General features: G+C 73.3%; 8 protein-coding genes. 4 read left to right on the top strand and 4 right to left on the bottom strand.

The genetic code is table 11. From position 1 onward, the window contains the following. The first annotated feature begins 29 nt into the window (after positions 1 to 29). The 4 genes from HCJ93_RS08920 to HCJ93_RS08905 are packed head-to-tail and all read left to right on the top strand — an operon-like array spanning position 30 to position 5,713. Positions 30 to 983 (top strand): pyridoxamine 5'-phosphate oxidase family protein, encoded by a 954-nt coding sequence (locus tag HCJ93_RS08920; RefSeq protein ID WP_167992763.1) that lies wholly within the window; start codon positions 30 to 32, stop codon positions 981 to 983. Between the two features lie 32 nt (positions 984 to 1,015). Further along, a complete protein-coding gene (locus HCJ93_RS08915; protein ID WP_373563566.1) occupies positions 1,016 to 2,068 on the top strand; it encodes an Acg family FMN-binding oxidoreductase in 1,053 nt (350 codons plus the stop codon). Positions 2,069 to 2,111: 43 nt separating this feature from the next. Continuing rightward, positions 2,112 to 4,832, top strand: a complete 2,721-nt coding sequence (locus tag HCJ93_RS08910) for a cation-translocating P-type ATPase (protein WP_167992761.1) — start codon at positions 2,112 to 2,114, stop codon at positions 4,830 to 4,832. After that, positions 4,829 to 5,713 carry a universal stress protein gene (locus tag HCJ93_RS08905; protein WP_309141348.1) on the top strand — a complete coding sequence of 295 codons (885 nt, stop codon included), beginning with the start codon at positions 4,829 to 4,831 and terminating at the stop codon, positions 5,711 to 5,713. Before HCJ93_RS08910 ends, HCJ93_RS08905 begins: the two co-directional genes overlap by 4 nt. 339 nt (positions 5,714 to 6,052) lie before the next feature. Here HCJ93_RS08905 and narI read toward each other — a convergent pair whose 3' ends face one another. Genes narI through HCJ93_RS08885 form a run of 4 tightly spaced genes read right to left on the bottom strand, consistent with a single transcriptional unit; the run spans position 6,053 to position 12,898 of the window. Beyond that, positions 6,053 to 6,823 carry a respiratory nitrate reductase subunit gamma gene (gene narI, locus HCJ93_RS08900; RefSeq protein ID WP_167992759.1) on the bottom strand — a complete coding sequence of 257 codons (771 nt, stop codon included), beginning with the start codon at positions 6,821 to 6,823 and terminating at the stop codon, positions 6,053 to 6,055. Further along, a complete protein-coding gene (gene narJ, locus HCJ93_RS08895) occupies positions 6,820 to 7,509 on the bottom strand; it encodes a nitrate reductase molybdenum cofactor assembly chaperone (protein ID WP_309141347.1) in 690 nt (229 codons plus the stop codon). Before narJ ends, narI begins: the two co-directional genes overlap by 4 nt. Further along, positions 7,506 to 9,191: a nitrate reductase subunit beta gene (narH, locus tag HCJ93_RS08890; RefSeq protein WP_167992758.1), complete on the bottom strand. Its 1,686-nt coding sequence runs from the start codon at positions 9,189 to 9,191 to the stop codon at positions 7,506 to 7,508. Before narH ends, narJ begins: the two co-directional genes overlap by 4 nt. Further along, positions 9,191 to 12,898: a nitrate reductase subunit alpha gene (locus HCJ93_RS08885; protein WP_167992818.1), complete on the bottom strand. Its 3,708-nt coding sequence runs from the start codon at positions 12,896 to 12,898 to the stop codon at positions 9,191 to 9,193. Before HCJ93_RS08885 ends, narH begins: the two co-directional genes overlap by 1 nt. Between the last annotated feature and the right edge of the window lie 118 nt (positions 12,899 to 13,016).

Here is a 13,016-nt window from a genome sequence, read left to right as displayed (position 1 = left end):
CATCCGCGGCGCGACGAAAGGGCCTGATCATGCGAGCACACCTCGGCGATCAACTCGTCGTCGAAAGTCCCACGACCGGCGCCGTCCGGCGCGACGGTGAGATCGTCGGGCTGCACCACGCCGACGGCACGCCTCCGTACGACGTGCGCTGGTCGGACACCGACGAGGTGACGCTGGTGTTCCCCGGGCCCGACGCGCACATCCGGCACGTGGGACACGAGCCGGACACGGGGCCGCCGGCACCCTCGGCCGCGGAGACCCCGGGCACCGCGGATTCCGCACAGGCCGCGGACACCGGGGAGCCGGCGCCCCCGCCCGCGGAGTCCGCGGACGGCGGCCCCAATCCGGGAGACATCGGCCGGCGGGTGGCGGCCGAGCGGAAACGGCTCGGCCTGTCACGGGAGGAGACCGCCCGCCGCGCCCGGATCGCCCCGGAGTACCTGGCCTACATCGAGGAACAGCCGGCCGCGCCCAGCCTGGCCACGCTGTTCAGCCTGGCGGCCGCGCTCGGCACCGACGTGCAGTCCCTGCGCGGCGGCGGCATGGATCTGCCGCCCGGGCGTGGCTCCGCCCTGCTCCACCCCGAACTGCGGGACCTCGGTCCCGAGGAGTGCCGTGCACGGCTCTCCACGCACGGGGTGGGACGCATCGCCGTGACGACGCCGGACGGCCCGGCGGTCGTCCCGGTCAACTACGACGTCGTCGACGGCGCGATCGTCTTCCGGACCGCACCCCACTCCGTCCCGGCCCGGGCCGTGGGCTCCGAGGTCGCCTTCGAGGTGGACCACCTGGACGAGGCCATGAGCCAGGGCTGGAGCGTGCTCGCCGTCGGCCCGGCCGAGCCGGTCACCGAGCCGGCGACCGTGCGGCGGCTCACCGAACGGGCGCACAGCACGCCATGGGCGGGCGGTGAGCGCGAGATGTGGGTGTCGATCCGGCCCACCCGCCTCACCGGACGCCGCATCCTGCCGGCCGACCGGTGACCGGCACCACCGCCCTGACGAGGGAGGCCACCATGTCCGAGCAGGACCTCACCACCACCCCGGGCCTCTCCGCCGAGCAGGACCCCACCGCCCCGCGCCTCTCCGACCAGCAGGTGAGGGAGCTGATCCGGGACGCCTGTGCCGCCCCGTCGATGCACAACGCCCAGCCGTGGCGGTTCCGCCACCTGCGCCGCAGCGGCGAGTTCCAGCTGCGGGCCGACCCGGAGCGGGTCCTGCCGCACGCCGACCCGGACCGCCGCGCCCTCCATCTGGGCTGCGGCGCCGCCCTGTTCAATCTGCGGGTGGCACTGGCCCGCCTGGGCCGCCGCCCCGGCGTCCGGCTGCTGCCCGACCCGTCGGACCCGGACCTGCTCGCCACCGTACGAGCCGCCCCCGCCCGCAGCGACGACGGCACCGGCGAACTGGCCGCGCTGCATCCGGCGATCCCCGAACGGCACAGCAGCCGCTACCCGTTCGAGGAGACACCCGTCCCCGAGGAGCTGCGCGCCGCCCTCGCCGACGCCGCCCGCGAGGAGGGGGCGGAGCTGGCCTTCCCGTCCCCGTGGCACCTCGAGCAGGTGCTGGACCTCATGGCGGAGGCGGAGGTCCGCAACAAGGAGGACCGGGGCAGCGAGGAGGATCTGGCCCGCTGGACCCGCCCCGACGCCGAGTCCGAGGACGCCGCCGCCGACGGGGTTCCCGGCTACGCCTTCGGCCCGCGCAGGCGCGGCGGCAAAGCCCCGATGCGTGACTTCACCGGGGGCAGGACGGTGGCGGCGGACCAGGGCTCCGCCGAGTTCGAGCGCGTCCCCCAGCTGGCCGTGCTGAGCACCCCCCGGGACCGCCGCGAGGACTGGCTGCGCGCCGGGCAGGCCATGCAGCGGGTGCTGCTGCTGGCCACCCGCGAGGGCCTGTCCAGTTCCTTCGCCACCCAGGCGCTGGAGTGGAGCGACCTGCGCTGGCAGCTGCGCGACCCGGTGTCCGGCACCGGGGTGGTGCAGGTGGTGCTGCGGCTCGGCTACGGCCCCAAGGGTCCCAGGACACCGCGCCGCCCGGTGGCGGACGTGCTCGACATCGAGGCATGACCCGGTCCCGGCCCGTGCCGGCGGCTTCGGAAGGGAGCAGGTGATGGGTGACGGCAGCCAGGCCGATCCGCTCGTGCTGGAGGCGACGGGTCTGACCTCGGCCGAGGCCGCGCACCGGCTCCGGGTGCACGGTCCCAACGAGATCCCCTCCCGGCCGCCCGTCCCCGTCTGGCGGAGGGTGCTGCAGCAGCTGCGCGATCCGCTGATCCTGGTGCTGCTGGTGGCCGCCGCCCTGACGATCGCCACCGGGGACCTGTCCGACGCAGCCGTGATCCTGCTGGTGATCACGGTGAACACGGTCGTCGGCGTGGTGCAGGAGGTGCGGGCCGAGCAGGCGGTCAGGGCGCTGTCCGCGATGAGCGCGCCGGAGGCCCGGGTGATGCGGGACGGCGCGGCACGCTCCGTCCCGGCCGCCGAGGTCGTACCCGGTGATCTGGTGCTGCTGGCCGAGGGCGACATCGTGCCCGCCGACGGGAGGGTGGTGGACGCGGCGCGGCTGCTCACGGACGAGTCCTCGCTCACCGGCGAGTCCGTACCGGTCGAGAAGACCTCCGGTGCCGACGGCCCGCGCGGCACGGTGTCGGCAGGCACCGTCGTGGTACGCGGCCGGGGCCGCATGGAGGTCACCGCCACCGGCGCGGCCGGCGCGCTCGGCCGGATCGCGGCGCTGATGGGTACCGGACCCGGTCTCACACCGCTGCAGCGCCGCCTGGTGCGGTTCGGCCGGGTGCTGGCCGCGGCCGTGGTGGTGCTGTGCGCCGTGGTGCTGGCGCTGGGGCTGGTGCGGGGGCAGCCGGTGGAGCTGATGATCGTGGCGGCGATCAGCCTGGCCGTCGCCGCCGTCCCGGAGTCGCTGCCCGCGGTGGTGACGCTGTCGCTGGCGCTGGGGGCGCGGCGGATGGCGGACCGGCGGGCCATCGTCCGCAGGCTGCCCGCGGTGGAGACGCTCGGCTCGGTGACGGTGATCGCCACCGACAAGACCGGGACGCTCACCGAGGGCCGGATGGCGGCCGAGCGGCTGTGGACGCCGCACGGCACGGCCACCGTGACCGGCGAGGGCTACGTGCCCGAGGGCGGCGTGCTCCGTGACGGCCGCCCCGTCGGAGTGGCCGACGCACCCGATCTCGCCGCCCTGCTGCGGGTGGCGATGCTGTGCAACGACGCGGCGCTGCAACCGCCCCGGGGCGCGGCCGGTGAGAACGGCGCGGAGCGCAGGCCGGTCACCGAGGGCTCGGACGAGTGGAGCGCGCTGGGCGACCCCACCGAGGCGGCCCTGCTGGCGGCGGGGGCCCGCCTCGGTCTCGACCGGCGGGAGCTGGACCGGACGCTGCCCCGAGTGGGCGAGATCCCCTTCGACAGCGGGCGCAAGCGCATGACGACCGTGCACCGCCGGCCCGGCGGAGGGGTGCTCATCGCCTGCAAGGGCGCCCCGGAAGTGCTGCTCCGGCCCGACGTGATGTCCGACGGCCCCGAGACCCTGAGCAGGGCGGCGGCCGAGGCGGAACGGCTCGCCCGGCACGGCTACCGGGTGCTGGCCGTCGCCTCCGCCGAACGCCCCACGGATCAGCAGCCGCCCGCCTGGGAGTCGGGCCTGACCCTGCTCGGCCTGGTCGGCATCGTGGACCCGCCGCGCGGCAGGTCGGCGGAGACCATGGCCGCCTGCCGGCGCGCCGGGATCGTCCCCGTGCTCATCACCGGCGACCACCCCCTCACCGCGCGGGCGGTGGCCGAACGGCTCGGCATCGCCTCCCGCGACGAAGAGGTCACCACGGGCAGGCTCATCCGGGAGGGCCGGGCGGGCGATCTGACGAGCGTGCGGGTCTTCGCCCGCACCACCCCCGAGCAGAAGCTCGACATCGTCGAGGCCTGGCGCGGCGCAGGGCACGTGGTGGCGATGACCGGTGACGGCGTGAACGACGGCCCGGCGCTGCGCCGGGCCGACATCGGTGTGGCGATGGGCCGCCGGGGCACCGAGGTGGCCCGCCAGGCCGCCGACCTGGTGCTCGCGGACGACAATCCGGGCACCATCGTGGCGGCCGTGGAGGAGGGGCGCCGGGTCTACGACAATGTGCGCCGCTTCCTGCTGTACGGGCTGGCCGGCGGCACCGCGGAGATCCTGGTGATGCTGTTCGGTCCCTTCCTGGGGATGCCGCTGCCGCTGCTGCCGGCGCAGATTTTGTGGATCAATCTGCTGACGCACGGCATTCCGGGGGTGGCGCTGGGCGCCGAGCCGGTCGCCCCGGACGCGATGCGCCGGCCGCCCCGGCCGCCGGAGGAGAGTGTGCTGGGCGCCGGGCTGTGGCCGCGGATCCTGCTCATGGGGGCGTTCATCGCCACGGTGTCGCTGGTGGTGGGCGTCTGGGCGCGGGAGACGGGCCGCCCCTGGCAGTCGATGCTGTTCCTGGTGCTCGGTGCGACCCAGCTCGGTGTGGCGCTCGGCTCGCGCGCCCGGCCGGGCACCCTGGCCAACCCGTTCCTGCTGGTGGCCGTGGGCGCCGCGCTGGCCCTTCAGGTGGCCGGTGTCTATCTGCCCCCGCTGCGGCAGCTGCTCGGCACCGAGCCGCTGGCGGCGGCCGACCTGGTGATCGCGTTCCTGCTGTCCGGGCTCGGCCATGTGGTGATGCGGCTGCAGACCCGGTTGAGACCGGAACGGCACCCGGGCACCGCGCCGCACGGTCCTGGTGGCGGCGCCCAGGGGTCCGGGCGAGGCTTGGTGACAGGGCTTCATGACGGGAAGTCCGACGAGACGAGGAGGCTCCGGTGAGCGGCGGACTGGTGGTCGTGGGCGTGGACGGCTCGGCGTCGAGCCTCTCTGCCGTGGAGGTGGCCGCGCACGAGGCGCGGCTGCGCGGTGCGGGTCTGCGGGTGGTGCACGCGTTCTTCTGGCCGGCGCTGCATGTGCCGCTGGGTGCCTCGCCCTACGGCCCGGCCGAGGGCGGCCTGCAGAACATGGCCGAGCGGCTGCTGAACGAGGCGGTGCAGCGGGCGAAGGCGACCGAGCCGGAGGTGGAGGTCACCGATGTGATGATCACCGGCGAGCCGTTGACGGTGCTGGAGGCCCAGTCCCGCGAGGCCGAGCTGGTGGTCGTCGGCACCCGGGGCATGGGCGGCTTCGTGGGGCTGCTGGTCGGTTCCACCGCCGTCCATCTGGCGGCGCACGGGCAGTGCCCGGTGCTGGTCGTGCGCAGGGAGCCGGACCCGGACGGCCCGATCGTGCTGGGCGTGGACGGCTCCCCGGCCGGGCAGCGGGCCATCGAGTTCGCCTTCGCAGAGGCCGAGTTGCGCGGCGCCCCGGTCCTGGCGCTGCACGCCTGGAGCACCTGGACGGCTCCCATGCCGCCGCCGCCCGACCCGGTGGAGCCGTACGCCCATGAGCCGGGCGCGCTCCGCGCGGAGGAGGAGCAGCTGCTGTCCCAGGCCCTGGCGGGCCATCAGGAGAAGCACCCCGACGTCCAGGTCGAGCGCACGGTGGTGCAGGGCGGCGTCCGGGAGGCGCTGATCGAGGCGAGCCGCAGCGCCCGCATGCTGGTCGTCGGCGCCCGCGGCCGGGGCGGCTTCACCGGTCTGGTGCTCGGCTCGGTCAGCCAGGCCATGCTGCACCACGCCTACTGCCCCGTCGCGGTGGTCCGCGCACCCCGCGAGTGAGCCCCGGCCCGCCCCGGCCGCCGGGGCAGCACCGTTCGTGCGCGGACACGCACCACCGCATGGGCCTCTCCCCCGGTGGCGGCACCGGTGGTGCGTGACCGGGCACCCGCACGAGGGCCGGCCACCTCGGTGGCCGGGTCGGCACCGGTCGTGCACGGATGCGCACCACCACGCGTGACCCTGCCGAGGTCGAGCCGGACCCGCGGGCACAGTGGTACGCACACCACCCGCATGAACCGGCAGCCCCGGAGGCCGGGACCACCGCTCGGGCGCGGGTGCGCGCGCCACCCGCATCAGCCGGCGGCGCCGGTCGAGCCGACCGGTCCTGGGCGAGTGCGGTCAGCCCACGCGGTCCCAGCCGCGGCGCGGGGCGCGGGTGCCGAGCCGGGTGTCGCGGCTGCGGTAGACGATGTACGGGCGGGTCAGATAGCCCAGCGGCGCGGTGAGCATGTGCACCAGCCGGGTGAAGGGCCAGAACGCGAACAGCAGCAGGGCGCTGAGGGCGTGCAGCTGGAAGAGGACCGGGACGCCGGTCATCAGGTCGGGATCGGGCTGCAGGGCGAAGACCGAGCGGAACCACGGGGAGACGGTCTCGCGGTAGTTGTAGCCGCCGCCGCCGATGTTCGCCGCGACGGTCGCCGCGAGGCCGAGTCCGATGGTCACCGCCAGCGCCAGGTACATCGCCTTGTCGTTGCGGGTGGTGGCGGAGAAGACCGGGCCGACCGTGCGGCGCCGGTAGACGAGGATGAGCATGCCGCCGACGGTGGCCACTCCGGCGACGGTGCCGAGGACCACGGCGAGGACGTGGTAGGTGTGCTCGCTGATGCCGGCCGCCTCGGTCCAGCTCTCCGGGATCACCAGCCCGCCCACGTGGCCGAGCGCCACGATCAGGATGCCGAAGTGGAACAGAGGGCTGCCGATCCGCAGCAGCCGGTTCTCGTACAGCTGGGAGGAGCGGGTGGTCCAGCCGAACTTGTCGTAGCGGTAGCGCCAGATGTGGCCGAGCACGAACACGGCGAGGCTGAGGTAGGGCAGCACCGCCCACAACAGGATCCCGCCGGTGCCGGACTCCACCGCCAGGGTGACCGGGTGTACGGGTGCGGTGCTCATCGGGGACCTCCGGCCTGCGGGGCGGACAGGTACGGCGGCGGTGCGGAGGGGCCGGGACCGTAGGGGTCGAGGCCTACCTGCTCCTCGGGCGGGCCCTCGGCGGCGAGCCGTGCCACGGCCCGGCGTTCGTCGCCGGCGAGGGGCGGCAGCGTGGCGGACACGGAGTCCAGCAGGTGCGCCCAGGGCGAGCCGGTGTCCCGCAGGGAGAGCCGCAGCAGCTCCAGGCCGGCCCGGTGCTCGGTGAGCAGCCGGTGTCCCGCTTCGGGCTCGGCGCCCGCGAACTCGAGGAGCACGGCCAGATGGTCGGGCAGCTCCTCGTCGCCGAGCCGCCAGCCGGCCCTGGCGTAGGCCTGTTTGAGCCGCAGCAGGGCCAGGCCCCGCTTCCGGGTGTCGCCGTGTGCGTAGTAGGTCAGATAGGGGCAGCAGCGTTTGCGGTGGTCGAAGGTGTCCACGTAGGCCGCGGCCAGGTCGTCCGGCTGGACGGCACTCACCCGGGCGGTGAAGCGCAGCAGCGGTTCCCGCACCCGTGCCGGCAGGACCGGGGCCACGCGTTCGGCGAGCGCCGTCCGGGACGGCGTGTCCTCGGGGTAGCCGAGCAGCAGCGACTGGATCTGCCAGGCGTACGGCTGCCAGAGCTCGGTCCGCCGGCGTGCCGCCGGTTTGATCGTCCTGATCGTCCGCTTCACGGCTTCGGCTCCCCGCTGTCGTCGCCGCCGTCGGTGCTTCTGGGCGGGAACAGGCCCTGAGGGGTGCCTCTGCCGTCCCAGTTGAGGAGGTTGACGCGGGGGCCGCCGCGGACGGAGGGTGCGGGGGTGTCGGAGGTCTGCCGGTCCCGCAGGGCACGGTAGTTCTCCACGGCGATGGGCGCCGCGCCTCCGGAGGTCTCGCCGAACGGGCCGGAGCCGCCCATGCCGGGGCCGCCCTCGTAGTCCAGGCTGCACTCGGTGGCCAGCTCCTCGAGCCGGTGGGCCTGTTCGGCGTGGGCGGGCGGGATGACGTACCGCTCGTCGTATTTGGCGAGGGCCAGCAGCCGGTACATGTCGTAGAGCTGCTCCCCGGTCATGCCGACCGCCTCGGCGATGGCCTCCTGCGGCTCGCGGCCGAGATTGATGTCGCGCATGTAGGAGCGTATGGCGGCCAGGCGCCGCAGCACCAGATCGACGGGGGCCGGGTCGCCGGCGGTGAACAGCTGGGCGAGGTAGTCGACGGGGATGCGCAGGGCGTCGACGGCGGCGAAGAGGTTGCGGTGGTCCTCGGCGTCGTGGCCGGTCTCGCGCACCGCGTCGACCACCGGGGACAGCGGCGGGATGTACCAGACCATGGGCAGCGTCCGGTACTCCGGGTGCAGCGGCAGCGCCACCCGGTAGGTGTTGATCAGCGCGTACACCGGGGAGCGCCGGGCGGCCTCCATCCAGTCGTACGGGATGCCCGCCCGCTCCGCCGCCTCGGCGACCTGCGGATCGTGCGGGTCCAGGAACACCTGCCGCTGCGCCTCGTACAGGTCGGTGTCCTCGGGTGCGGAGGCGGCCTGAAGAACCTTGTCGGCGTCGTAGAGGACCAGGCCGATGTAGCGCAGGCGGCCGACGCAGGTCTCGGAGCAGACGGTGGGCAGCCCGACCTCGACGCGCGGGAAGCAGAAGGTGCACTTCTCGGCCTTGCCGGTGCGGTGGTTGAAGTAGACCTTCTTGTACGGGCATCCGGTGACGCACATCCGCCAGCCGCGGCAGCGGTCCTGGTCGACGAGGACGATGCCGTCCTCCTCGCGCTTGTAGATGGCGCCGGAGGGGCAGGAGGCCGCGCAGGACGGGTTGAGGCAGTGCTCGCAGATGCGCGGCAGATAGAACATGAAGGTCTGCTCGAACTCGAACGTGATCCGCTCGGAGACCTGGCCGAGCAGCACGTCCTGCTGCTCGGTGGTCTGCGAGCCGCCCAGGTCGTCGTCCCAGTTCGCCGACCAGGAGATCTTCATGTCCTTGCCGGTGATCAGCGACTTGGGGCGGGCGACCGGGGTGTGCTCCTGCAACGGGGCGTTGGTGAGGGTCTCGTAGTCGTAGGTCCAGGGCTCGTAGTAGTCGTCGAGGGACGGCAGCACGGGGTTGGAGAAGATGGTGACCAGCTTCTTGAACCGGCCGCCGGCCTTGAGGGTGAGCCGGCCGCGCTTGTTCAGCTGCCAGCCGCCGCGCCAGCGCTGCTGGTCCTCGTAGCGGCGCGGGTAGCCCTGGCCGGGGCGGGTCTCGACGTTGTTGAACCACACGTACTCGACCCCGGTGCGGTTGGTCCATGCCTGCTTGCAGGTGACGGAGCAGGTGTGGCAGCCGATGCACTTGTCGAGGTTCATCACCATCGCCATCTGGGCCATCACGCGCATCAGTACGTCACCTCCTGGTCGGCGCGGCGGCGGATGACGGTGATCTCGTCGCGCTGGTTGCCTGTGGGGCCGAGGTAGTTGAAGGCGTAGGACAACTGGGCGTAGCCGCCGATGAGATGGCTCGGTTTGATCAGCAGCCGGGTCAGCGAGTTGTGGATGCCGCCGCGCCGGCCGCTGGTCTCGGTGCGGGGCACGTCGATGAGCCGGTCCTGGGCGTGGTGCATGTAGACGGTGCCCTGGGGCATCCGGTGCGAGACGACGGCACGGGCGGCGACCACGCCGTTGCGGTTGACCGCCTCCACCCAGTCGTTGTCCTTCACCCCGATCCTGGCCGCGTCGAGGGTGCTCATCCAGATCGTCGGGCCGCCCCGCGACAGCGACAGCATGAACAGGTTGTCCTGGTACTCGGAGTGGATGGACCACTTGTTGTGCGGGGTCAGATAGCGCACGGTGACCCCGAGTTCGCCGGCCTCGCCGAGGCCCGGCTCGCCGAACAGGGCGTCCATGCGCAACGGAGGCCGGAAGACGGGCAGGTGCTCGCCGAGCGCGAGGATCCAGTCGTGGTCCAGGTAGAAGTGCTGGCGGCCGGTGAGGGTGTGCCAGGGTTTGAGCCGCTCGACGTTGACCGTGAACGGCGAGTAGCGGCGGCCTCCGGTCTCCGAGCCGGACCACTCCGGGGAGGTGATCACCGGGACGGGGGCGGCGCGGGTGTCGGCGAAGGTGATCCGCTTGCCCTCGTGCTCGGCGGCGAGATCGGCCAGCCGGGTGCCGGTACGCGCCTCCAGGGCGTGGAAGCCCTGGGTGGCCAGATGCCCGTTGGTGGTGCCGGACAGGGCGAGGATCGCCTCGCACATCTCCGTGTCGCGGGCGATCGAGGGCCTGCCGTCGGCCGCTCCGCCGCGCACCGTGCCGTTCTTGTGCCGCAGGTACTCCAGTTCGCGGCCGACGTCGAAGGTGACCCCCTTGGTGGTGGCCCCGAGAGTGTCGAGGAGCGGCCCGAGGGCGGCCATCTTCTCGGCGACCGCCGGGTAGTCGCGTTCCACCGTGATCAGCTTCGGCAGGGTGCGGCCGGGCACCGGCTCGCACTCCCCCGCCTTCCAGTCCCGCACCCGGCCGTGCGGGGTGGCCAGTTCGTCGGGGGTGTCGTGCAGCAGCGGCGCGGCGACGACGTCCTTGCGCACGCCGAGGTGGCGGGCGGCCTGGCGGCTGAACTCCTCGGCCAGGGTGCGGAAGATGTCGAAGTCGGTGCGGGTCTGCCAGGGCGGCGGGATCGCCGGGGTGAAGGCGTGCACGAAGGGATGCATGTCCGTGCTGGACAGGTCGTGCTTCTCGTACCAGGTGGCGGCGGGCAGCACCACGTCGGAGTAGACGGTGGTGCTGGTCATCCGGAAGTCGAGGGTGAGCAGCAGGTCGAGCTTGCCCTCGGGGGCCTCCTCCCGCCACTCCACGTCCCGGGGCCGGGCCCCCGGGGGGGCCTCCTCGGCCCGCAGCGAGGAGTCGGTGCCCAGCAGATGCTTCAGGAAGTACTCGTTGCCCTTGGCCGAGGAGCCGAGCAGATTGGCCCGCCACACGGTCAGGACGCGCGGGAAGTTCTCGGGGGCGTCCGGGTCCTCGCAGGCGAACCGCAGCCGCCCGGCCCTGAGTTCGGCCACCACGTGCTCGGCGACGCTCCTCCCGGCCGCCTCGGCCTCCTCGGCCAGGTCGAGCGGATTGCGGTCGAAGGTCGGGTAGGAGGGCATCCAGCCCAGACGGGCGGAGGCCGCGATGACATCGGCGGTCGTCTTACCGGCGAACGGACCGGCCCCCGCTGCGGCGGCCCCTGCGGATGCGCCTGCCCCGGCCGCGGCGAGGGTGTCCACGGTGAACGGGTCGTAGCGGAACTGGTCGCTGTGCAGGTACCAGTAGGCGGTCTGGATCATCAGCCGGGCCGGGCGGTTCCAGTCGGCGGCCGTGGCGATCGCCGAGTAGCCGGTGATGGGGCGGACCTTCTCCTGCCCGACGTAGTGGGCCCAGCCGCCGCCGTTGACGCCCTGGCAGCCGGTCAGTGTGGTCAGGGTCAGGAAGGAGCGGTAGATGGTGTCGGAGTGGAACCAGTGGTTGGTGCCCGCCCCCATCACGATCATCGAACGGCCCCTGGACTCCTCGGCGTTGGCCGCGAACTCCCGGGCGATCCGCGCCGCTCTGCCCGCGTCGACACCGGTGATCGCGGCCTGCCAGGCGGGGGTGCAGGGCTCGGAGGCGTCCTCGTAACCGGACGGCCAGGTGCCCGGCAGTCCCTCGCGGGCCACTCCGTACTGCGCCAGCAGCAGGTCGTACACCGTGGTCACCGTGCGGCCGCCGATCCGGCGCACCGGCACCCCGCGCCGCAGCGCCCCCGCCCCGCCGTCCGGGCGGTCGAAGCGCGGCAACTCCACGACCACGGGCGGCTCTTCGCCGCCCTCGGCCGACAGCAACGGCCGGATGCCGCCCAGGTCCAGGTTCCAGCGGCCGGCGCCCGATGCGCCGAAGCGGTCGCCCAGGGTGCCGTTGGGCACCACCGGCGAGCCCGTGGCAGCGTCCAGCAGCACCGTACGGAACCCGGCGTGCTCGGTCCGCGCCTGCTCGCCGCCGAGATCGGCGGCGGTGAGGAACTTGCCCGGCGCGAACACGCCGTCGCCCCGCTCCTCCAGGGCCACCAGGAACGGCAGATCGGTGTAGCGCTTGACGTACTCGGTGAAGTACGGCGTGGGCCGGTCGACGAAGAACTCCTTGAGGATCACATGCCCCATGGCCATCGCCAGTGCGCCGTCGGTGCCCGGCTGCGGAGACAGCCACTCGTCGGCGAACTTCACGTTGTCCGCGTAGTCGGGCGACACCGCCACGACCTTCTGCCCCCGGTAGCGGGCCTCCACCATCCAGTGCGCGTCCGGGGTGCGTGTCACCGGAAGATTGGAGCCCCACATGATCAGGTAGCCGGCGTCCCACCAGTCCCCCGACTCCGGTACGTCGGTCTGGTCGCCGAACATCTGCGGGGAGGCCACCGGCAGATCGGCGTACCAGTCGTAGAAGGAGAGCATGGCGCCGCCGAGCAGGGAGTAGAAGCGCGCGCCCGCCGCATGCGACACCATCGACATCGCCGGGATCGGGGAGAAGCCCGCGAGCCGGTCCGGCCCGAACCGCTTGATGGTGTAGATGTGCGCGGCCGCCACCAGCTCCGCGGCCTCGGCCCAGCTCGCCCGCACCAGGCCGCCCTTTCCGCGGGCCCGCTTGTACCGCCGGGCGCGCTCGGGGTCGGTGACGATGTCGGCCCAGGCCGCCACCGGGTCGCCCAGCCGGGCCTTGGCCTCCCGGTACATCTGCAGCAGCACGCCCCGCACGTACGGGTAGCGCACCCGGGTCGGCGAGTAGGTGTACCAGGAGAAGGCAGCGCCGCGGGGGCAGCCGCGCGGCTCGTACTCGGGCCGGTCCGGGCCCACCGACGGGTAGTCGGTCTGCTGCGCCTCCCAGGTGATGATGCCGTCCTTGACGTACACCTTCCACGAGCAGGAGCCGGTGCAGTTCACTCCGTGGGTGGAGCGGACCACCTTGTCGTGGGACCAGCGGTCCCGGTAGAACTCGTCGGCCTGCCGGCCGCCCTTCTTGTGCAGGGTGCGCAGGTCGTCGGAGACCTCCGCCCGGGTGAAGTAGCGCCGGCTGCGCACCAGCGCCTCCGTGAGAGGGCCGTACAGGCCCGTCCCGGTCTCTGTCGTGGTGCCCGTCTCGGCCTGCGCCCGGTTACCGGTCTCCGCACTCACCGCGCCACTCCGCTCCGGGTGCTGACACCCGTTCGATTCGTGATCGGATACG

The sequence above is a fragment of the Streptomyces composti genome (genome assembly GCF_012034205.1).
GTDB lineage: Bacteria > Actinomycetota > Actinomycetes > Streptomycetales > Streptomycetaceae > Streptomyces > Streptomyces composti.
Note: the sequence above shows the minus strand (reverse complement) of the source record. Positions and strands in the feature narration are given on the sequence as shown.